The organism is Micromonospora sp. NPDC007230, assembly GCF_042869115.1.
Lineage (GTDB): Bacteria > Actinomycetota > Actinomycetes > Mycobacteriales > Micromonosporaceae > Micromonospora.
Genome location: NZ_JBIAFE010000008.1, coordinates 81,130 through 101,914 on the forward strand (window position 1 = coordinate 81,130; position 20,785 = coordinate 101,914).

Annotated in this window: 20 protein-coding genes and 1 pseudogene; 10 read left to right on the forward strand and 11 right to left on the reverse strand. The window is 72.9% G+C overall.

Annotation, left to right across the window (positions count from 1 at the left end; translation table 11 throughout):
- Positions 1-23 precede the first annotated feature (23 nt).
- Positions 24-1,322, reverse strand: a complete 1,299-nt coding sequence (locus ACFYML_RS13685; RefSeq protein WP_357445873.1) for an NAD(P)/FAD-dependent oxidoreductase — start codon at positions 1,320-1,322, stop codon at positions 24-26.
- Positions 1,323-1,492: 170 nt separating this feature from the next.
- Here ACFYML_RS13685 and ACFYML_RS13690 point away from each other — a divergent pair, with 170 nt between their 5' ends.
- The 3 genes from ACFYML_RS13690 to ACFYML_RS13700 all read left to right on the forward strand — a co-directional run bounded on the left by ACFYML_RS13690 (position 1,493) and on the right by ACFYML_RS13700 (position 3,791).
- Positions 1,493-2,941 (forward strand): M20/M25/M40 family metallo-hydrolase, encoded by a 1,449-nt coding sequence (locus tag ACFYML_RS13690; protein WP_387420894.1) that lies wholly within the window; start codon positions 1,493-1,495, stop codon positions 2,939-2,941.
- Between the two features lie 83 nt (positions 2,942-3,024).
- Complete coding sequence (gene rpsD / locus ACFYML_RS13695; protein ID WP_387420895.1) at positions 3,025-3,636, forward strand: 30S ribosomal protein S4; 612 nt, start codon at positions 3,025-3,027, stop codon at positions 3,634-3,636.
- Positions 3,633-3,791 carry a hypothetical protein gene (locus ACFYML_RS13700; protein WP_387420896.1) on the forward strand — a complete coding sequence of 53 codons (159 nt, stop codon included), beginning with the start codon at positions 3,633-3,635 and terminating at the stop codon, positions 3,789-3,791. Before rpsD ends, ACFYML_RS13700 begins: the two co-directional genes overlap by 4 nt.
- 49 nt (positions 3,792-3,840) lie before the next feature.
- On the opposite strand, the gene ACFYML_RS13705 is transcribed toward ACFYML_RS13700, so the two are convergent.
- A complete protein-coding gene (locus ACFYML_RS13705) occupies positions 3,841-4,374 on the reverse strand; it encodes a GNAT family N-acetyltransferase (protein ID WP_387420897.1) in 534 nt (177 codons plus the stop codon).
- Positions 4,375-4,809: 435 nt separating this feature from the next.
- Between ACFYML_RS13705 and ACFYML_RS13710 the strand changes: the two genes are divergently transcribed.
- Entirely contained in the window at positions 4,810-6,033 is a 1,224-nt protein-coding gene (locus ACFYML_RS13710; RefSeq protein ID WP_387420898.1) for an MFS transporter, read from the forward strand.
- A 143-nt stretch (positions 6,034-6,176) separates the two neighbouring features.
- On the opposite strand, the gene ACFYML_RS13715 is transcribed toward ACFYML_RS13710, so the two are convergent.
- The 4 genes from ACFYML_RS13715 to ACFYML_RS13730 form a co-directional block, all read right to left on the reverse strand.
- On the reverse strand, positions 6,177-6,470 hold the full coding sequence (locus ACFYML_RS13715; protein WP_387420899.1) for a DUF6510 family protein: 294 nt from the start codon (positions 6,468-6,470) through the stop codon (positions 6,177-6,179).
- A gap of 13 nt (positions 6,471-6,483) precedes the next feature.
- Positions 6,484-7,245, reverse strand: coding sequence for a ferredoxin reductase (locus tag ACFYML_RS13720; RefSeq protein WP_387420900.1), 762 nt, complete (start codon positions 7,243-7,245; stop codon positions 6,484-6,486).
- A 1-nt stretch (position 7,246) separates the two neighbouring features.
- Complete coding sequence (locus tag ACFYML_RS13725; RefSeq protein ID WP_387420901.1) at positions 7,247-7,846, reverse strand: sulfite oxidase-like oxidoreductase; 600 nt, start codon at positions 7,844-7,846, stop codon at positions 7,247-7,249.
- 94 nt (positions 7,847-7,940) lie between these two features.
- Entirely contained in the window at positions 7,941-8,960 is a 1,020-nt protein-coding gene (locus tag ACFYML_RS13730; RefSeq protein WP_387420902.1) for a TerC/Alx family metal homeostasis membrane protein, read from the reverse strand.
- A gap of 261 nt (positions 8,961-9,221) precedes the next feature.
- Here ACFYML_RS13730 and ACFYML_RS13735 point away from each other — a divergent pair, with 261 nt between their 5' ends.
- Entirely contained in the window at positions 9,222-10,370 is a 1,149-nt protein-coding gene (locus ACFYML_RS13735) for a CaiB/BaiF CoA transferase family protein (protein WP_387420903.1), read from the forward strand.
- Between the two features lie 88 nt (positions 10,371-10,458).
- Here ACFYML_RS13735 and ACFYML_RS13740 read toward each other — a convergent pair whose 3' ends face one another.
- A complete protein-coding gene (locus ACFYML_RS13740; protein ID WP_387420904.1) occupies positions 10,459-10,866 on the reverse strand; it encodes a DUF2267 domain-containing protein in 408 nt (135 codons plus the stop codon).
- Between the two features lie 153 nt (positions 10,867-11,019).
- Between ACFYML_RS13740 and ACFYML_RS13745 the strand changes: the two genes are divergently transcribed.
- Together ACFYML_RS13745 and ACFYML_RS13750 are read left to right on the forward strand one after the other, a co-directional pair.
- Positions 11,020-11,289, forward strand: a complete 270-nt coding sequence (locus ACFYML_RS13745; protein WP_357445842.1) for a DUF2795 domain-containing protein — start codon at positions 11,020-11,022, stop codon at positions 11,287-11,289.
- Positions 11,290-11,298: 9 nt separating this feature from the next.
- Complete coding sequence (locus tag ACFYML_RS13750) at positions 11,299-11,961, forward strand: DUF1345 domain-containing protein (protein WP_387420905.1); 663 nt, start codon at positions 11,299-11,301, stop codon at positions 11,959-11,961.
- 211 nt (positions 11,962-12,172) lie between these two features.
- On the opposite strand, the gene ACFYML_RS13755 is transcribed toward ACFYML_RS13750, so the two are convergent.
- Genes ACFYML_RS13755 through ACFYML_RS13765 form a run of 3 tightly spaced genes read right to left on the reverse strand, consistent with a single transcriptional unit; the run spans position 12,173 to position 14,818 of the window.
- Positions 12,173-12,838 (reverse strand): hypothetical protein, encoded by a 666-nt coding sequence (locus tag ACFYML_RS13755; protein ID WP_387420906.1) that lies wholly within the window; start codon positions 12,836-12,838, stop codon positions 12,173-12,175.
- 31 nt (positions 12,839-12,869) lie between these two features.
- The gene (locus tag ACFYML_RS13760) at positions 12,870-13,841 is read right to left on the reverse strand and encodes a pirin family protein (protein ID WP_387420907.1); all 972 of its coding nucleotides are present in this window, start codon (positions 13,839-13,841) and stop codon (positions 12,870-12,872) included.
- Positions 13,842-13,873: 32 nt separating this feature from the next.
- A complete protein-coding gene (locus tag ACFYML_RS13765; protein ID WP_387420908.1) occupies positions 13,874-14,818 on the reverse strand; it encodes a DMT family transporter in 945 nt (314 codons plus the stop codon).
- A 22-nt stretch (positions 14,819-14,840) separates the two neighbouring features.
- Between ACFYML_RS13765 and ACFYML_RS13770 the strand changes: the two genes are divergently transcribed.
- Positions 14,841-16,307, forward strand: coding sequence for a PLP-dependent aminotransferase family protein (locus ACFYML_RS13770; RefSeq protein WP_387420909.1), 1,467 nt, complete (start codon positions 14,841-14,843; stop codon positions 16,305-16,307).
- A gap of 214 nt (positions 16,308-16,521) precedes the next feature.
- A complete protein-coding gene (gdhA, locus tag ACFYML_RS13775; RefSeq protein WP_387420910.1) occupies positions 16,522-17,859 on the forward strand; it encodes an NADP-specific glutamate dehydrogenase in 1,338 nt (445 codons plus the stop codon).
- Positions 17,860-17,932: 73 nt separating this feature from the next.
- On the opposite strand, the gene ACFYML_RS13780 is transcribed toward gdhA, so the two are convergent.
- Positions 17,933-19,021 carry a CapA family protein gene (locus ACFYML_RS13780; protein WP_387420911.1) on the reverse strand — a complete coding sequence of 363 codons (1,089 nt, stop codon included), beginning with the start codon at positions 19,019-19,021 and terminating at the stop codon, positions 17,933-17,935.
- 182 nt (positions 19,022-19,203) lie between these two features.
- Between ACFYML_RS13780 and ACFYML_RS13785 the strand changes: the two are divergent.
- Positions 19,204-20,328: pseudogene (locus ACFYML_RS13785) on the forward strand (RNA-guided endonuclease InsQ/TnpB family protein).
- Positions 20,329-20,785 lie beyond the last annotated feature (457 nt).

A 20,785-nucleotide genomic window follows, 5' to 3' on the forward strand; every position in this document is an offset into this window, starting at 1 on the left:
CGGCCACCCCGCGCCGGCCAGCCTCAGCGGCGGCGAACCACCTCGGGCGACTCGCTCTCCAGCGGTACGGCGTTCGCCGGCACCAACCCGAGCTGCACGGCAGGCCGGGGCAGGGTGGCGTCGAGCACCCAGTCCGCGCCGACACGGGCCCGGTTGCCCGGCATCGCGAACAGGTGGTAGCCGCGGGTGACGGCCTTCGCCGGCAGGCCGGCCAGCGACACGTTCAGCGGGTTCGCCGCCGCGTCCTTGCCGCCCAGGTCCACCACCCAGCCCAACTCGTGGTGCTTGTACGGCTTGCGGGCGCCCTGACCGTAGGAGGCGGCGATGTTGTGCGCCGCGAGCTTGCCCTGCCGCTGCGCGTGCTGGGCGGTCATGGCGCAGATCTGCCCGGGCCGGCTGGGATCGGGCACGGCGGACGCGTCGCCGCAGGCGAACACCTCGGGGTAGCCGGGGACGTTGAGGTACTCGTCGACCACCAGGCGCCCCCGCTCGGTACGCAGCCCCAGCTCGGCGACGAACGGGTCGGGACGTACCCCCACGCACCAGACCAGGCTGCACGTCGGGACGTACTCGCCGTCGGTGAGCATGACTCCGTCCGGCGTGGCCTCGGAGACCGAGGTCCCCATCCGGACGTCGACGCCCCGCCGGCGCAGCACCCGGTCGGCGGTGATCGACATCCGCTGGTCCAGCTCGGGCAGCACCCGGGGCGCCACGTCGAGCAGCATCCAGCGCGGACGTACCTTCAGGTGCGGCCGCTGGGCGATGAGCCGGTCGGTGAAGAGCTGCCCGTGCGCCGCCACCTCGGTGCCGGTGTAGCCGGCGCCCACCACCACGAAGGTGGTCCGGGCCCGCTGCTCGGCCGGGTCGTCGGTCACCTCGGCCAACTCGATCTGCCGGACCACATGGTCGTGCAGGTAGAGCGCCTCGGGCAGGCCACGGAAGCCGTGCGCGTACTCGGTGACCCCGGGGATCGGCAACAGCTTGTTGACGCTGCCCACGGAGAGCACCAGCCGGTCGTACGCGAGCTGCCCCTCGTCGCCCTCCGGCGACCGGTAGCCGACCCACCGGTTGTGCAGGTCGACCCGGTTCGCCTCGCCGATCACCACCCGGACGCCGTCAAGGGTGCCGGCGAGCGGCACGGAGATCCGGGTCGGTTCGACCACCCCGGCGGCGACCTCGGGCAGCAGCGGCAGGTAGAGGAAGTAGTCGGTCGTGTTCAGCAGGACGATCTCCGCCCGCCTGCTGGCCAGCCGGCTCAACGTCTTCGCCGCGTGGTATCCGGCGAACCCGGCACCCACGATCACCACACGAGGTTTCGTCATGTCCACTGCCGTTCCCGTCGACACGCCCGACAAACGTGGGCATCCCGTCCGCGACGGCCGAATCCCGTGCCGCGGCATGGGCCACTCACCCGTACCGGGTGACCTCCCGGCCGTCGCATCCAGGGCAGACGATATAGACAAACCTCGTGGGCAGGGACGAGGATGCGCGGATGGGATCGCACGAGACCGCCGGCGACCGGCCCACGAGGTCGACCCGGCGCACCTTCCTGACCGCCTCCGCCGCAGCCACCGCCGCCACCGTCGCCGCACCGTTCGCCGCCACGCCTGCCGCCGCCGAGGAGGCGGTCGCGCCGCCCGGCCCGGGCCACCCGATCGTGCCCCAGCCGCCCGGCCGGGAGCTGTCCGCGCTGCTGCGCGAGGTCGACCGGGACCGCATCGAGGCCACCGTACGGCGGCTCGCCGCCTTCGGCACCCGGCACACCCTCTCCAGCCAGGACGACCCGGTCCGGGGCATCGGCGCCGCCCGGGACTGGATCCACCAGCAGCTCTCCGGATACGCCGCCGCCTCCGGCGGCCGGATGACGGTGGAGCTCCAGTCGTACGTCCAGCAGCCCGCCTCCCGGATCCCCACCGCCACCCGGATCACCAACGTGGTGGCCACCCTGCGCGGCGACGCCAGCCCGGACCGGGTCTACGTGATCACCGGCCACTACGACTCGCGAGCCACCGACGTGATGGACGCGGTGAGCGACGCCCCGGGCGCCGACGACGACGCCTCCGGCGTGGCGGTGGTCATGGAACTGGCCCGGGTGATGGCCACCCGTCCCACCGAGGCCACCATCGTCTTCGCCGCCGTGGCCGGCGAGGAGCAGAACCTGTACGGCTCGACGTACCTGGCCGGGCAGTTGAAGGCGGCGGGCGTGGACGTGCAAGGCATGTTCAGCAACGACATCGTCGGTAGCAGCACCGCCGACGACGGCACTCGCGACCCGCGAGTCGTCCGACTCTTCGCCGAGGGGGTGCCGACCGCCGAGACCCCGGCCGAGGCGAACACCCGGCAGTCCGTCGGCGGCGAGAACGACTCGCCGTCCCGTCAGCTCGCCCGGTTCGTCAGCGACGTCGCGGAGAACGGGGCGACCGGGATGCGGGTCCGGGTGGTCTACCGGCGGGACCGCTACCTGCGCGGCAGCGACCACATCTCGTTCCTGCGCCAGGGCTGGCCGGCCGGGCGGTTCACCGAGCCGAACGAGGACTTCGCCCACCAGCACCAGGACGTCCGGACGGTCGACGGCGTCCAGTACGGGGACCTGCCGGAGTTCTGCGACTTCGACTACATCACCCGGGTGGCCCGGGTGAACGGCGCCACGGTCTGGTCCCTGGCCCAGGCGCCGGGCACCCCGAAGAGGGTCACCGTCGTCACCACCAACCTGACCAACGACACCACCCTGCGCTGGCAGCGCGGCACCGAGCCCGACCTCGCCGGCTACGAGGTGGTGTGGCGGGAGACCACCGCGGCCGAGTGGCAGAAGGTGCTCCCGGTCGGTGACGTCACCGAGGTGACCATCGACCTGTCCAAGGACAACGTCTTCTTCGGCGTCCGGGCGGTGGACCGGGACGGGCACCGCAGCCCGGTGGCCTTCCCGAGGCCCGGCAGCTGAGCGTCACCCGGATCGGGTGGGGTGGCCTCACCCGGTGGCGACGGAGGGTGGTGGGACCGCGAGAGCCGAGGGAGGAGAACAACATGGCGGTCCGGAGCACCGTACGTCCCGCGCCCGAGGACGTGTTCCCGATCCACCCGGCGTACGGCTACCGGATGCGGCGGCAGCGGCATCCGGTGGGCGTACGCGGCGGACCGCGACCCGCGCCTGGGGGACCCTGGTTGGCCGACAACGCACGGCACCAGGTACGCGCCCGCTACGAGCTGCGGGACCGGCAACTGGCCCGGGCCCTGGTGGCGGCCGTCAGCCAACCTGGTGACTCGACGGAGAACCTGATCGGCCAGCTGGAGCAGCGGATGGACGCGCTGGTGCACCGCGCCGGGTTCGCCCGCTCCATCAACGAGGCCCGCGACCTGGTCGCGCACAACACGTTCACGGTCGACGGCGGCAAGGTCAACCGGGCCTCGTACCTGGTCCGCCCGGGGCAGACCATCCAGGTCCGGTCGGACCGGCAGTGCCGCGCCCCGGTCGCCGTGGCGATGGCCGACCATGCCGCGGGCGACAGCCCGCCCTACCTGGACGTCCGGGCGGACCGTGGCACCGCGACGCTGACCCGGGAGCCGCAGCGCCAGGAGGTGCCGGCGCTGCGGGACGTCCCGCTCGCCGTCCAGACCATCGAAGGGGGCCCGCTGTGAGCATCCTGCCGACCGACCGGCGCGTGTCCAACTACCACCAGCAGAGTGGCCGTCCGCGGCTCACTCCCCGGCAGCGCCGGCGGGTGGAGCACAAGGAGGCGAAGTTGCAGCGGCTGACCGGGCGGCGCCCGCAGGCGCGCGGGCCCGGCCGCTGAGCCGACGGCAGGGGGTGGCGGTCGCCCGAACGGCGACCGCCACCGCACGTCAGGGCCGCTCGGGCTCCGGTGCGGTGATCGCCCAGCGCTCGTGGTCCCGCCAGGCACCGTCGATGAAGAGGTAGTCGGGCGACAAGCCCTCCAGCCGGAAGCCGAGGCGGCGGGCCAGCCGCTTCGACGGCTCGTTGCCGGGCTGGATGTTCGCCTCCAGCCGGTGCAGCCCGAGCGCGCTGAAGGCGTGCGCGATGACCAGGCGGATTCCGGCGGAGGCGTGCCCGGTGCCGGCGTACGGCAGGAAGGCGGCGTAGCCCAGGTAGCCGCCGCGCAGCGCGCCCATGACGATGCCGCTGATGGTGGCGTATCCGGCGATCTCCCCGGTGGCCCGGTCGCAGAACAGGTAGCCGGAGCTGTCCCGCCCCCGGATCTTGCGCAGGTACGCGGCGTACCGCTCGGGATCGTCGGCGGCGGACAGCCACGGGTGGTGCAGCTCCTGGCTGCGCCGGGCGGCGGCGATGAACTCGGCCTCGTCGGCGGGCCGCGGTCGCCGGATGCCCACCCGACCGTCGGTACGCAGGTATCTCACGGGGCCTCACTCTCGGCCACCGGCCGGTCCGCTGTCCAATCGGGGTCGCCCGCCGGATCGGGATCGCCTAGCCTGGGGCCGGACGACGGGAGGTCCCGAATGGCGAAGGTTCTGTTCGGCACGGTGCTGGTTTCCGCTTCGCCGCTGGGGACCAAGGTGTCCTGACCCGAGCCGCCGGCGGCGCCCGCCGCCCGGCCCACCCGGCGCTCCCCCGCCGGACCGTCGACCCCACCACGCCCTCTCCCGGGTTCCCGGGGTCGGTCCCTCGACACCGCCCCTCGCCGCGAAGCGATCAGGCGACCCGCCCCGCGCGGGTCCTCCGTCCTGGCGTACGTACGCCACCACATCGCTTCCGAGGGAGATCCTCGTGTTTCCGGACAATCCGTCCGGGCACCCCGTCGTGCCCGGACCGCGTACCCGTGTCCGGTGGCCGGCATGACGGTCACCGTTCCCACCGGCCGGCTCGGCCGCGACTTCCGCCGCCTCTGGACCGCCACCGCCGTCTCCAACCTGGGCGACGGCGTCACCCTGGTCGCCGGCCCGCTGCTGGTCGCCTCGCTCACCCCGGACCCGGCCGCGGTGGCCGCCGCGGCCCTCGCCCCGCAGCTGCCGTGGCTGCTGTTTGCCCTGGTCAGCGGGGCGCTCGTGGACCGGCTGGACCGGCGCCGGCTGATCATCGGGGTCAACGTCGGCCGGGGCCTGGTCCTCGCCGCCCTGGCCGGGGCGGTGCTCGCCGGGGTGGCCACCGTGCCACTGATCTGCCTGGCGTTCTTCCTCGCCGGCGTCGGGGAGACCCTGGCCGACACCGCCGCCGGGGCGCTGCTGCCGTCGGTGGTCCCGCCCGAGCGGCTGGAGCAGGCCAACAGCCGCCTCTTCGCCACCTTCGTGATCGGTAACCAGTTCGCCGCGAAGCCGCTCGGGGCGTACCTCTTCGTGGTCGCGGCGGCGGTGCCGTTCGGCTTCGACGCGGTCACCTTCGGGCTGGCCGCGCTGATACTGTCCCTGCTGCGCTGGCGGCCGGTCCCACCCGCGACGACCGCGGACGCCGGCCCGAAGGGCTCGCTGCGGGCGGACATCGCTGCCGGACTACGCGCCCTGTGGGCCGTACCAGTGCTACGGACCCTCGCCGGCTGCATCGCGGTGATGAACGTGGCGTTCTGCGCGGCGTTCGCCGCGTTCGTGCTGTACGCCCGGCAGCGGCTCGGCCTCACCGAGGTCGGGTACGGCCTGCTGCTGACCGCCTCCGCGCTCGGCGGGCTCGCCGGGAGCACCCTGGCGGTCCGGCTGCGGGCCCGGTTCGGCACCCCCACGCTGCTGCGCGCCGGGCTGCTGATGGAGGTCGGGCTCCAGGTCACGCTGGCCACCACCCGGCAGCCCTGGGTGGCCGGGGCGGCCCTCGCCGTCTGGGGCGTGCACGCGATGGTGTGGGGCGTACTCGTGGTGTCGCTGCGGCAGCGGCTCGTGCCGGACCGGCTGCGCGGCCGGGTGAACGGCGTCTACGCCCTCGCCGACCTGGGCGGGGCCGCCGTCGGCACGGTGACCGGCGGGCTCGTCGCCCAGGTGACGGGAAGTTTCCTGGCGCCGTTCTGGCTCGCCGCCGGCGCGCTCGCGGTGCTCACTTCCCTGGCCTGGCGACGACTCGCGGACACGGCCGGCTGAACCGCCGGTGGGGAGGCTGGCCGGCCTCCCCACCGCTGAGCCGGGCAGACCGACGGATCGGACTCCAGGTGGCCGAGGTGGGCGTTTCGAGGGCGAGCTGATCGCGCGACATTGGCGATCTGGTGGTTCCTGCCGAGGGTGCGCTACAGCGGGCCGGGGTGGGGTTGGTCGAGTGGCATCGGCAACGCGAGGACGGTGGTCCCGCGCAGGTCCAGCCAGGCGCGGTCGGGCGCGCGGACCAGCCGCAGCATCACCTGCTCGCAGACCGGGCAGCGGCCGACCAGGCCGGGGGCGTGGGAGAAGACGTGCAGCCCGGCCATCGGGCCGGCCGTGCCGCAGTGCGCGCACCGGCCGGTGGCGGTGCTGAGGTCCACCGCGAAGATCTCCCGCAGCGGCCCGTCCAGCATGTTGCCGTCCAGGTAGGACATGTCGGTCATGCGCCCTCCTCGGTCACCCGGTCGGTCCGAAGCGTTCGGTCTTCACCCGCCGGGTCGGGTGGCCCAGGCCCACCAGCAGGTCCGCCACGGTTTCCACGAAGCCGGTGGGACCGCAGACGTAGCAGAGCGGGTCCAGGTCGGGCGGCCAGCCGTGGGTGTTGACGTCGGCCAGGTTGATCCGGTGCGGTTCGTCCCGCCAGTCCTCCGGCGCCTGGCGGGTGTACACGTACGCCACGTCCAGGCCCTGGTCCTCGCGGACGCGGCGGCGCAGTTCGTCGGCGTAGAAGACGTCGGCGGGGCTGCGGACCGAGTAGATCAGCCGGAACGGCGCCCGGCTGCCGGCGGTGCGGCGGGCCCGGAGCATCGCCATCAGCGGCACCACGCCGGAGCCGCCGGCCACCAGCAGCACCGGCGCGGTCTCCTCGGTACGCCAGACGAACCAGCCGCCGACCGGCCCGCGTACCTCCACCGGGTCGCCCGCAGCCCACACGTCAATCAGGTACGGCGACACCTCCCCGTCGGGCACCCGCTGCACGGTCAGCGCGATCCGGCCGGCGTCGGCCGGCTCCGCGAGCGAGTACGACCGGGCCGCCTGGTAGCCGTCGGCGGCGGTGAGCCGGACGTCGACGTGCTGCCCCGGCAGGTGCCCCGGCCAGCCGGGCACGTCCAGGACCAGGGTCTGCGCGGTCGGCGTCTCGATCCGGCGCTCGGCCAGGCGGGCCACCCGCCAGGTCAGCGGCGCGGCGACCCGGTTGCCGCCCGGGGGCGCGGACACCTCAGTCGCCCTGGTAGCGCTGCTCGCGCCACGGGTCGCCGTAGTCGTGGTAGCCCGCGGTCTCCCAGAAACCGGGCTGGTCGTCGACGAGCAGCCGGATGCCCCGCACCCACTTCGCCGACTTCCAGAAGTAGAGGTGCGGCACGAGCAGCCGGGCCGGGCCGCCGTGCTCGGCCGGGAGCGGGCCACCCTCGTACGTGTGCGCCACCCAGGCCCGCCCGCCGCGCAGGTCGTCCAGCGGCAGGTTCGTGGTGTACCCGCCGTACGAGTGGGCCAGCGCGTACCGCGCTTCGGTGTCGATGCCCTCGAGCAGGGTGTCCAGGGAGACGGCCTGCCAGTTGGTGCCGAGCTTTGACCAGCGGGTGACGCAGTGGATGTCCACCGTCGGCGTCTCCTGCGGCAGGCCCATCAGCTCGGACCAGGACCAGCGGAACTCGGCCCCGGTCTCGGTGCTGACGACGAATTCCCAGGTGTCCAGCGGCACCTTCGGCGTCGGACCGGCGGAGAGCACCGGCCAGTCCTCGGTGAGGTACTGCCCCGGCGGCAGGGCCGGCTCGGCCGTGCGGGGCCGGCCCTGGAAGCCCGGCGACACGATTCCCACCCGTCAGTCGTACCACCCGAGGGGTGGGCCGGGCGTGGGGTTCGGCCGGACCGGCCGCGGTGGGTGACCACCGCGGCGGCTCCGTCCGGCGGGTTCAGTGCCGCTCGGCGACGACCTCCGCGTCGCTCGCTTCCTGGTTCCGGGTGGCGCGCAGGCTGGTCAGGGTGACCACCACGAGGACGCCGATGATCACGCCGAGCGAGGCGAGCGTGGGGATCTGCGGCACCCCCGGCCAGACGCCGTGCGCCCAGTGCAGGCCGAGCTTGACGCCGATGAAGGCGAGGATGACGGCCAGGCCGTAGCTGAGGTGCACCAGGCGGCTCAGCGCCGCGTGCAGCACGAAGTAGAGCGCGCGCAGGCCGAGCAGGGCGAACGCGTTGGTGGCGAAGACCAGGTAGGGGTCCTCGGTGATGCCGTAGACGGCGGGCACCGAGTCGACGGCGAAGACCACGTCGGTGGCGAGCACCGCGACCACCACGAGGGCGAGCGGGGTGAGCGCGCGGCGGCCGTTCTGCCGCACGGTCATCCTGGTGCCCTGGTATTCCTCGACCACCGGCATGACCTTGCGGAGCAGCTTCACCGACCGCATCTTGTTGATGTCGACCTCCTGCTCGTGCCCGGAGAGCGCGTCGCGGAGCAGCTTGACCGCGGTGGCGATCAGGATGATCGCGAAGAGCAGGAAGGCGAAGTCGAGGTTCTGCAGGGCGGCGGCGCCGAGGGCGATGAAGACCGCGCGCAGCACCAACGCACCCGCGATGCCGTAGAGCAGGACCCGCTGGGCCAGCACCGCGGGCACCGCGAAGGCCGCCAGCAGCAGCATGAAGACGAAGAGGTTGTCGACCGAGAGCGACTTCTCCACCAGGTAGCCGGTCAGGTACTGGACGCCCAACTCCGAGCCGTACCGGGACCAGACCCAGGCGCCGAAGGCCAGCGGCAGGGCGACGTAGAAGGCCGACCAGCCCAGCGCCTCCTTGAGCGACACCTCGTGCGGGCGGCGGGTGACCAGGAAGTCGAGCACCAGCAGGGCGAGCACGCCGGCGATGGTCACCGCCCACAGGGTGGGGGTGCCGACCGTGGACAGCTCAGCCGCGGACAGGTACGACAATTCGGTCATGGAATCTCCTCGAACACCGTGTCATGTTCGAGGTCTCCTTCACCCACCCTTCGTGGGCAACCACCCGAGGCGTGCCGGGCACGCCGTACTGACCGGAATGGTTCGTGGGAAGTACTCCCCTCGCGCGCTCCAGGTTAGGGCAACCTCAACTCGCGCGCCAAGTCCCGGGCCGCACCCGCTGGCCAGATGATTGCCCTGGTCAACCGCTGGGTGCCGCAGCGGACCATGGTGTGTGGTGCGCCGGGGACCTATGGTGACGCGATGACCAATGAGGGTCCGCTCGCCGGCGTACGGGTGATCGAGCTGGCCGGCATCGGGCCCGGCCCGTTCGCCGCGATGATGCTGGCCGACCTCGGCGCGGACGTGGTCCGCGTCGACCGCACCGCCCCGGACGGGTTCGGCGGCATGCCCGGCGACCTGCTCACCCGCAACCGCCGCTCGCTCGCCGTCGACCTCAAGTCCGCCGAGGGACGGGAGGTGGTGCTGGCGCTGGTGGCCGGGGCGGACGCGCTGCTCGAGGGTTTCCGGCCCGGGGTCACCGAGCGGCTCGGCCTCGGCCCCGACGACTGCCTCGCCGTCAACCCCCGGCTGGTGTACGGGCGGATGACCGGCTGGGGCCAGGACGGACCGCTCGCCCACACCGCCGGCCACGACATCGACTACCTGGCGCTGACCGGCGCGCTGCACGGCATCGGCCGGGCCGGCGAGCGCCCGGTGCCGCCGATGAACCTGCTCGGCGACTTCGGCGGCGGCGGGATGATGCTGGCCCTCGGCGTCGTCGCCGCCCTGTACGCGGTCCGGGCCGGCGCGCCCGGCCAGGTCGTCGACGCGGCCATCGTGGACGGCGTGTCGGTGCTGGCCACCCAGATCCACGCGCTGCGCGCGGCCGGCAGGTGGCAGGACCGGCGCGGGGTGAATCTGCTCGACGGCGGCGCCCCGTTCTACGACACGTACGAGTGCGCCGACGGGCGGTACCTCGCGGTGGGCGCGCTGGAACCGCGGTTCTACGACGAGCTGGTCCGGCGCACCGGTTTTCCGCTGGCCGGCGACGAGGCCCCGGACCGGACCGACCCGGCCAACTGGCCCGCGCTGCGTACGGCGTGGGCACGCCTGTTCCGCACCCGGACCCGGGACGAGTGGACGGAGCTGCTCGCCGGATCCGACGCCTGCGTCGCGCCGGTGCTGGACTGGACGGAGGCGCCGGAGCACCCGCACCTGGCGGCCCGGGGCGTCTTCGTCGACCACGACGGGATCACCCAACCGGCCCCTGCGCCACGCTTCTCGGCGACCCCCACGGCCGTACGCCGGCCGCCCCCGCGGCCCGGCGAGCACACCGACGAACTGCTCGCCGAGGCCGGCTTCGACCCCGACCGGATCGCCGCCCTGCGCGCCGCCGGCCGGGTCGCCTGACCGCTATCGGGGGCGGCGCCGCAGCGGGCGGCCTCGTCAGCCCTCCGGCGCGCCGGCGCGGCCGCTCAGGGCGGCCGAGCGGCGTGGCTCACCTGCGGCGCGCGCTGGCCGGCGCGAGTGCCGGTTCCACGATGTCCCGGAAGTCGCGGGGCAACTGCACCACCACGTCGTTGAACTCCCCGCTGGTGATCGCCTCGCGCAGGGTGGTGAACACGGCCCGAATGGTGTCCCGCGCGGCGTTCTCGTCGATGTCGGCCCGTCGGGCGACCCGGGCGACGAACTCGGCCGCCCCGAACCGTTCGGCCGCCTCGGCACTCGGGTGGGGCTTGAGCACCCGCTGGAGCCCCTTCGGCAGTTGCGCGGCGAGATCCAGCAATTCGCCGCCGGTCAACCGTTCGGCCAGGGTCTCCAACGTGGCCCGGGCCAGCTCCGCCGCCCGCTGCTCGGACGTCCCGGTACGCCGGGCGACCTGGTCGACGAAGGTGAGGTACTGCATCGGTGGCGCCCCCTTCGGTCTGCGGATCGGCCGCCTACCCGCCACCGGGGCGCGGAAACGACGGGATTTTCCGCCCGTCCCGTGCGTGACCGGCGGCCCGGCGGGTAACCGCCGCCGGTCGTGACCGCAACCGAGGCGCGAGGAGCCCGACTCATGGCGAGTTACACGGACGTCCTGGACTACCTGTCGGCGCTGGACTATCCGGCCGGCAAGGACGACGTCATCCGGGAGGCCGAACGGGAGGGCGCGCCGCCGGACGTGTTGCAGGCGCTGCGGGCGCTGCCGCCGGTGGACTACGCCAACGGCAATGAGGTGGCCCGCTCGGCGGGCATCGACGCCGCCCCCGAGGTCGACCGGTCGCAGCGCGCGGCGCAGGCCCGGGACAAACACAACCGGGTCTCGCAGCACGTACGCGGCATCTGACACCGGCCGGTGCGGAGCCCGGGCCGCGGCCTCCCGGACGGGCACACCCCGGCCCGGGTCCAGCTCGCCGTGATGGGGCTGGTCGGGGTCGTCTGCGGTGGACTGTTCGGGGTGCTGGCCTCGCCGGCACTCGGCCCGCTGGTGGGCTGGGACGCCGCCGCGCTGGCCTGGCTGGCCCTGCTGTGGGGCCGGCTGTGGCGGCTGGACGCCGCCCGGACGGCGCGGTTGGCTGTGAGCGAGGATCCGAATCGGGCGGTCCGGGACGTGCTCCTGCTGGTCGCCTGCATGGCCAGCCTGGTCGGGGTCGGGGTGGTGCTGACCAAGGCGCACGCCGCCCGGTCCGGCCTTCCGTTGGACGCCAACGCCGGGTTGGGCGTACTCAGCGTGGTGGTCTCCTGGTTCGTGGTGCACACCTTGTTCGCCGCGCGGTACGCCCGGCTGTACTACGGCGGCACGCCGGGCGGGGTGAACTTCCACCAACCCGAACCGCCCTGCTACGCGGACTTCGCCTACCTGGCGTTCACGGTGGGGGCCACGTTCCAGGTCTCGGACACCGACCTGTCCAGCACCGAGATGCGGCGGACCGTGCTCGCCCACACGCTGCTCGCATACCTCTTCGGATCCGTCATCATCGCGGCCACCGTCAACCTGGTGGCCAGCCTGGCGCGATGAGCCCGGACAGGCGGGCGCCCCGGGTCACGAACCGCGACCTGGGGCGCCACGCAACACCTGTCCTTGGTGGTCCGCGCCCGAACCGGGTCGCGACCATCAAGCGGTGGATCTTCGCCCGAACCGGGCGGGCATCACTGCCACGATCATCATACAATGCAACATCAGCCGAACGGGTGACTATCGCGAAAGTGTGTCCCGCCGCACGTCCCGATCAGCTCGTCAGCTCCGCGTACCGCTTCTCCAGGTCCACTCGGGCCAGTGCGCCCACCAGCCAGGCCAGTCGCTCCGACTCACCGCTGCCGGCCAGCCCGGCCAGGTCGTCGGCGGAGCGGCCGAGCCCCAGCCGGCGGGCCGCGACGAGGGCCCGCTTGTCGGCCACCGGCGCCACCTCCCGCCACACCGCCTGGGCCTCGCGCAGGAACAACTCGATCACGTCGTCGTCCACACCGGGCAGGTCGCGGAGCAACCGCCGTTCCCGGGCCGGATCCTGCTGCGCCGCGGTCCGCAGCCGGCGCAGGTCGCCCCGGTAGCGGTCCACCACGGCACGGGCCAGGTCACCGAGCACGGTGGCCAACTGGTCCACATCGCCGCGCTGGCCCGCCTCGCGCAGCACGCGTACCCGGTCTGCGTGCAACGACCGGGCCAGCCGGGCGGCGCTGTCCCATCCGCTGTCCCGGAGCGCCACCGCACTGTCGACCGCCTTGCGGAAGTCGCCGCGGCGGGCCAGCAGAACGGACAGGTAGAGCACCTGGAACAGGGAGGACGGGTTGTTGATGACCCGGAACCCGTACCGTTCGGCGAACCCCCGGCCGTCCCCGGCGAGCCGGCGGACCAGCCGCTTCTTGTCCTCGATGCTGGAAATCACACTGATCGGCATGCCCGGGTCTACCCGCGCCGGAGCCAGGCATTCAGCCGAGCACACCGCCGCTGCGGTCCCGCGCCTTCAGTCGCGTGGTGGGCAGTGCCGGGGCCGGCAGCGGGGGCGCCGGATCGTCGGCGACGGCGCCGAACCGGCGGCCCGCCATCCAGTCCTCCCGGGCGGCGGCGACCTCCTCGTGTGAGCGGCCCACGAAGTTCCACCACATGACCAGCGGCTCCTCGAACGGCGTACCGCCGAGCAGCAGCAGCCGGCTGCCCGGGGCGGCGCGCAGGGTCAGCACGGCCCGACCGGAGCCCAGGTAGAGCAGCGCCCCCGGCGCGAACGGCACCCCGTCCACCTCGGCGGAGCCGGACATCGCCAGCAGGCCGTACTCGAAGTCACGGCGCAGCGGCAGGGTGGCCGGCGCCGGGCCGCGGACCTCGAACTGCACGCCCACGAGCGGGGTGTGCACCACGGCCGGCGAACGCTCGCCGCCCACCTCGCCGACCAGCAGGGTCACGTCGAGGTCGCCGTCGCGCCAGCGGGGCAGCTCCGCGTGGTGGGCGAAGTCCGCCGCGCCGGCCCGCGCCGGATCGGGCAGCGCCACCCAGAGCTGGACGCCGTGCATGACCGGGGGGTGCGCCGCCGGTGACCGCTCCGAGTGGGCGATGCCGTGACCGGAGGTCATCACATTGAGCTGCCCCGGGCGGATCGGCTGGACGTTGCCCAGACTGTCCCGGTGCAGGATCTCGCCGTCGACCAGCCAGGTGACGGTCTGCAACCCGGTGTGCGGGTGCGGCGGCACCTCCATGCCCGGCCGCTCGGCGACGTCATCCGGTCCGAAGTGGTCGACGAAGCACCAGGCGCCCACCATCCGCCGCTGCCGCTGCGGCAGCAGCCGCCGCACCGTGGTGTAGCGGCCCAGCGGCACGTCGTGCCCGGGCAGCAGCACGCTGCCCGGGTCGGTGGGCGCCGCGCCAGGTGGAACGGTCTGCGCCGGCAGCGATTCGGTACGGTCCACCGCCCGACTCTACGCGCAGCTCGCCGCGGCGGTCACCGTGTTGACGCCCTCCGCCGGGCCGACGCGGAGCGGGTGCACGGGCTGGCCGGTGTGGTGTCGCGGGTGCGCTGGATCAGTACGACGCAGGCCAGCACGACCAGCGCCGCCCCGATCGAGGCCGGGGTGACGGTCTCGGCGAGCAGCAGCGCGGACCAGAGCAGGGTGAGTACCGGCTGGGCGAGCTGGAGCTGGCCGACCTGGGCGATGCCACCTCGGGCCAGGCCGGCGTACCAGGCGAAGAAGCCCAGGAACATGGAGATCGCGGTGAGATAGCCGAACGCCGACCAGGCGGCGGCGTCGGCGTGCGGGGGATTCGCCGCGGCGGCGACGAGCGTGATGACCAGGGTGACGGGCAGCGAGAGCAGCAGCGCCCAGCAGATCGTCCGGGCACCGCCGAGTTCCCGGGCCAGCGAGCCGCCCTCGGCGTAGCCCAGCCCGCACAGCACGACCGCCGCGAGCAGGAACAGGTCGGCGGTCGACAGTGCGCCGTGCACCGCCCCGCTGGTCATCAGGAAGGCGAGCACCGCGACCAGCCCGCCGCCGCTGGCGACCCAGAACAACAGCGGTGGGCGCTCGCCGGCCCGCAGTACCGCGAACACGGCGGTCATGGCGGGCAGCACGGTGATGACGACCGCGCCGTGCGCGGCGGTCTGGGTGGTCAGTGCCAGCGAGGTGAACAGCGGGAAGCCGACGACGACGCCGACGGCCACGATCGACAGCCGCCGCCACTGGCGGCGGGTGGGCCGCGGCGCGCCGGTGAAACGCAGATACGCCCAGGCCAGTAGCGCCGCCCCGACGGCCCGGCCGAAGGCCACGAACCACGGGTCGAGGTGCCCCACGGCGACGCGGGTGGCGGGCAGCGACATGCTGAAGGCGAGCACGCCCAGCGCGCCGAGGGTGAGGCCGATGAACCGTTCCGCCGTTACCGTGGCGGCCACAGTAGCGCTACTCTTCCGCTTCATGGACAACGGTAACGCAGCGGATCGCGTTATCCAAGATCTGCGCAGGCTAGCGGCCGCCGCGGCCGCCGGCACCCGGCTGCCCTCGGTGCGCGAGTTGACCGCCCGGCACCAGGCCTCGCCGGTCACCGTCGCCGAGGCGGTCCGGCAACTGGTGGCGCAAGGGCTGATCGAGACGCGACCGGGGAAGGGCACCTTCGTGGCGGCCCGGCCGGACGAGCGGCGCGCACCCGACCTGTCCTGGCAGACGGTGGCGCTCGGCGCCCGCAGACCGGGCGAGGAGGAGATGCAGGCGTTACTGGCGTTACCGCGGCCGGGAGCGATTCCGCTGTCCGGCGGCTACCTGGACGCCGATCTGCAGCCGGCCGCGGCGCTGGGCGCAGCGCTCGCCCGCGCCGCCCGGCAGCCCGCCGCCTGGCAGCGCGGACCGGCCGAGGGACGCGCGGACCTGCGCGCCTGGTTCGCCCGCGAGGCCGGGACCGGGCTGCACGCCGACGACATGGTGATCTGCCCGGGCGGGCAGGCGGCGCTGTCGTCGGCGTTGCGCGCGCTCGCCGCGCCCGGCGACACCCTGCTCGTCGAGTCTCCGACGTACCTGGGGGCGCTGGCCACGGCCCGGGCGGCCGGGCTGCGGGTGGTGCCGGTGCCCGCCGACGCCGACGGCGTACGCCCGGACCAGCTCTCCGCCGCGTTCGCCCGCACCGGCGCGCGACTGTTCTACTGCCAACCGCTGCACGCCAACCCGACCGGTGCGAGCCTGGCAGCTCACCGCCGAGCCGGGGTCGCCGACGCCGTCCGAGACGCCGGTGCATTCCTGATCGAGGACGACTACGCCCGGGACCTCACCATCGACGGAGAGTGCCCACCACCGCTGGCCGCCGACGACCCCGACGGGCATGTCGTCTACCTGCGCTCACTGACCAAGTCCGCCGCTCCCGGGCTGCGGGTCGCCGCGATCGGTGCCCGCGGCCCGGCCGGTGCCCGGCTGCGCTCGGCCCGGTTGCTCGACGACTTCTTCGTGGCCGGTCCGCTGCAGCAGGCCACGCTGGAGTTCGTCACCGCCCCGTCCTGGACCCGGCACCGCCGCACCCTGCGGACCGCGCTGCGGGCGCGGCGCGAGGCGCTGCTGACGGCGCTGCGCCGGCACCTGCCGCAGCTCGCCCCGGCGATGATCCCCCGTGGCGGCCTGCACCTGTGGGTCCGCCTGCCCGACGGCACCGACGACGTCGCGCTGGCCGCCGCGGCTGCCACCGAAGGCGTCATCGTCTTCCCCGGCCGCCCGTGGTATGCGGCCGAACCCCCGGCGCCGCACCTGCGCCTGACCTACGCCGCGGCCCCGCCCGATCTCATGGACGAGGCCGTCCGCCGCCTCGCTCGCGCCGTCGAAGCCGTCACCGGCGCGCGCCGGCCACGAGGTCAGTCGGCCGAGCCGCCCGCACCAGCCGGCCGATGCACCAACCTGCGGTGAGGATCAGGGTGCCGCCGGCAGGTCAGCTCGGCGTCCCCGGTGCCGTTGGCGCCGTCCAGCCAGTCACGGGAGGCTCGCGCGGCGTCCCAGATCAACTCGTCCACGGGACCAGTGAACCGGACGATGGTGATTATCGTATCCGGGGACGGTCGGCGCGAGGCCGATCCGGTGTGGGCGACGGGGCAGCCCGGGACCGGAAGGGACGTGTCGGGTGATGCCGGAGACCATCGAGACGGTGTTCGCGGACGTGGTCAACCGCAACCCCGGTGAACCCGAGTTCCACCAGGCGGTACGGGAGGTGCTGGAGAGCATCGGCCCGGCCCTGGCCCGCCACCCCGAGTACGCGCACGCACGGATCATCGAGCGGATCTGTGAGCCGGAGCGGCAGGTCATCTTCCGGGTGCCGTGGGAGGACGACCGCGGCCGGATCCGGGTGAACCGCGGCTTCCGGGTGGAGTTCAACAGCGCGCTGGGCCCGTTCAAGGGCGGACTGCGCTTCCACCCGTCGGTCTACCTGGGCATCGTCAAGTTCCTCGGCTTCGAGCAGATCTTCAAGAACGCGCTGACCGGCCTGCCGATCGGAGGTGGCAAGGGCGGCGCGGACTTCGACCCGAAGGGCTGCTCGGACCGGGAGGTGATGCGCTTCTGCCAGAGCTTCATGACCGAGCTGTACCGGCACATCGGCGCGCAGACCGACGTGCCGGCCGGCGACATCGGCGTCGGCGGCCGGGAGATCGGCTACCTGTTCGGCCAGTACAAGCGGATCACCAACCGGTACGAGTCGGGGGTCCTCACCGGCAAGGGCCTGTCGTACGGGGGCGCGCAGGTGCGCCGAGAGGCGACCGGGTACGGGGCGGTCTTCTTCGCCGAGGAGATGCTGAAGCAGGCCGGGGACAGCCTGGAAGGCAAGCGGGTGGTGATCTCCGGCTCGGGCAACGTGGCGATCTACGCCGTCGAGAAGGTGCACCAGCTCGGCGGCCGGGTGGTGGCCTGCTCCGACTCGCACGGGTACGTGCTGGACGAGCAGGGCATCGACCTGGAGTTGCTGCGGGAGCTGAAGGAGGAGCGCCGGGTCCGGCTCGACAACTACGTCAAGCACGTGCCGGACGCGGTGGCGGTCACCGGTCGTACCGTCTGGGAGGTGCCCTGCGACCTGGCGCTGCCGTGCGCGACGCAGAACGAGATCGGCGGCGCGGAGGCCGCGGCGCTGGTGGCCGGTGGCTGCGTCGCGGTGGTGGAGGGGGCGAACATGCCCACCACGCCGGAGGCCGTGCGGATCCTGGGCCGGGCGGGGGTGAAGTTCGCCCCGGGCAAGGCGGCCAACGCGGGCGGCGTGGCGGTGAGCGCACTGGAGATGCAACAGAACGCCAGCCGCGACTCGTGGACATTCGCCCAGTCGGAGCAGCGGCTGCGGGAGACCATGCGGGACATCCACGCCCGCTGCTGGGCCACCGCGCAGGACTACGGCCTGCCGGGTGACTACGTGGCCGGCGCGAACATCAACGGTTTCCGGCGGGTGGCGGAGGCGATGCTCGCGCACGGCCTGGTCTGAGCGACCACTGTGGGCGGCCGGGCGACCGTGGTGGAGGCGCATCCGTCACGGTCACCCGACACCGGCCGGCGAGTCAGGAGAGGGGGCGCAGCCCCGCCTCGAAGGCGCCGCGCATGCCCACGTACCCGTTGATCCGCTTCTCGGTCTCGGCATAGTGCGCCCGCTGCCCGGCGGACACCGCCGGGTCCTTGGCCGCGCCGACCAGGTCGACCACCCGAGCCGCCGGGCGGTACTCCATCCAGGTCGGCAGCACGCTCACATTGGTGACCTCCCAGCCCCCGGAAGTGGTGCGGGTGAAGGTGAACTCGGGCACCACGGCGTCCTGGGTGTTCTCCGGGGAGCCGTCGTCGAACCGGGCGGTCAGGTTGCCCATCCCGTAGGCGACCCACTTCCGGCCGATCTTCTCGAACGGCTGTACCACGTGGACATGGTGTCCGATGATCAAATCGACGTCGGGCGAGGCGAGCAACTCCTGGGCGAGGTCCAGCTGGTCGTCGTTCGGCGCGTTCTGGTACTCGGTCCCCCAGTGCATCGAGAGAATGACGATCTCCGCGCCCGCCGCCCGCGCCCTGTGCGCCGCCGCGAGGATGGCGTCCCGGTCGATGAGGTTCGCCGCCCACGGCCTGCCCTCCGGCAGTGGGATGTCGTTGAAGCTCAGCGCGTACGACAGCTGGGCGACCTTCACGCCCGCCACGTCGAGGATGTTTGTCCGGGCCGCTTCCTCGGCGCTGCGGGCTGTGCCGGCGTGCCGCAGCCCGACCCGGTCAAGGTTGTTCAGGGTCCGGGTGATGCCCTCCATGCCCGTGTCCAGCGAGTGGTTGGACGCCGTGGAGCAGGTGTCGAATCCGGCCCAGGCCGCCGCGTCGGCCAACTCCGGCGGCACACTGAAGGCCGGCCATCCGGTGAACGGGCCCTGCGGATCCGCCAGCGGCGTCTCCATGTGACAGATGGCGAGGTCCGCAGCGCTCACCCGGGGCCGAATCGCGCTGAGCACCCGGGTGAAGTCGTGCCCGGTGCGGCCCGCCGCCTGCGCGTCGGCGGCGGCCTGCTCGGTGAGCGGCGGGTGCACCAGCAGATCACCGGCGGCCACCACGGTGAGCTGGTTCTTCGGCGCCGGGGCCGGCGCCACGGCGCGCGGGGTGGTGGACGGTCCCGGACTCACTCGCGCCGATTCGGTACAGGCCCCCACCAGCAACGCCAGCATGGCCGCAAGGCCCAGCTTCACCCTCATCGGAATTGCGGCGTGGAAACCCGGCCGTTTACGGCCGGGAGGAAACGCCGCCCCCTCCCCTTCGGTGACCGTCTTACATGGACGGTTGGTAGGGTGGGGGCGTGGGTGAGGTGGTGAAGCGGGCTTACAAGTACCGCTTTTACCCGTCTCCTGAGCAGGCCGAATAGATAAACCGGACGTTCGGGTGCGTACGTCTGGTGTACAACCGGGCGTTGGAAGCCCGCACTCGGGCGTGGGCGGTGGACCGCCAGCGCACCACGTATGTGCAGTCGTCGAGGTGGCTGACCGGGTGGAAGCGCACCGATGACCTGGCGTTTCTGAACGAGGTCAGTTCGGTGCCGTTGCAGCAGACGTTGCGGCATCTTCAGGCGGGGTTCGTGGCGTTCTGGGACAAGCGGGCCCGGTACCCGCGGTTCAAGTCCAAGCGCAAGTCGCGGGCGTCGGCCGAATACACGCGCTCGGCGTTCCGGTGGCGCGACGGTCAGCTCACTCTGGCGAAGATGAACACCCCGCTGAATATCGTGTGGTCGCGGCCGCTGCCCGAGGGGGCGGAGCCCTCCACGGTCACGGTGTCCCGGGACGCCGCTGGCCGCTGGTTCGTGTCCCTGCTGGTGGAGGACCCGACGGTGAAGCCGCTGCCGCCCGTCGCGGTCGAGGTGGGTGTGGACGCGGGCATCACCAGCCTGCTCACCCTGTCCCACCCGATGCCCGGGGTGAGCGACGAGCAGGGCAAGGTGGCCAACCCGCGTTACGGGCAGGCCGACCGGCGCAAGCTGACCAAGGCGCAGCGCGACCTGTCCCGCAAGGAGAAAGGCTCCGCGAACCGGGCGAAGGCCCGGCTCAGAGTGGCCCGGATTCATGCCCGTATCGCCGACCGGCGGCGCGACCACCTGCACAAGCTGACCACTCGACTCGTCCGTGAGACCCAAACGGTCGCGATCGAAGACCTCAGCGTGCGTAACATGCTCCGCAACCGCCGCCTGGCCCGCGTCATCTCCGACGCGGCCTGGGGCCAGTTCCCCAGCATGCTGGAGTACAAAGCCCAGTGGTACGGGCGTAAGGTCATCCCCGTCGACCGGTGGTACCCGTCGTCCAAGACCTGCTCGGAGTGCGGACAGGTCAACACCACCCTCGCACTCAATATCCGCACTTGGACATGCCCAGGCTGCACAGCTGAGCACGACCGGGACATCAACGCTGCACGCAACATCCTCGCCGCCGGGCTGGCGGAGAGGTAAAACGCCTGCGGAGCTGATGTAAGACCTCAAGGGAAACCTCCCGGAAAGGCAGTCGGCAATGAAACAGGAAACCTCACGGGCAACCGTGAGAACCCCGGCCCCTTCAAGGCCGGGAGATGTCAACTCCGGAAGTCTTCTCAGCTCCGGTCCGCTAGGAGGGACGAACACGAAAGGATCCCTCTCAAGAGGGAGGGCCCATTCGGATTGCCGCGTGGTTGTCAGCTGTTCCAGTGCTGGGCGACTAGGTCAGCGGCCTGCTGCTCCCACTGGGCGTACGCGTCCGGGTACGCCGACACCTGCACCGTCTGCGCAGCCTCGGTCAGCGGTATGTCCTGCCACCACCCCGATCGGCGGCAGCAAACCTCGGGTGATCCACTCCATGTCGCGTAAACGGCGCCGCCATCCGGCAACGACCAATGCCGCCGCATACCGCACACCGAGTCGATCAACGTCTAGC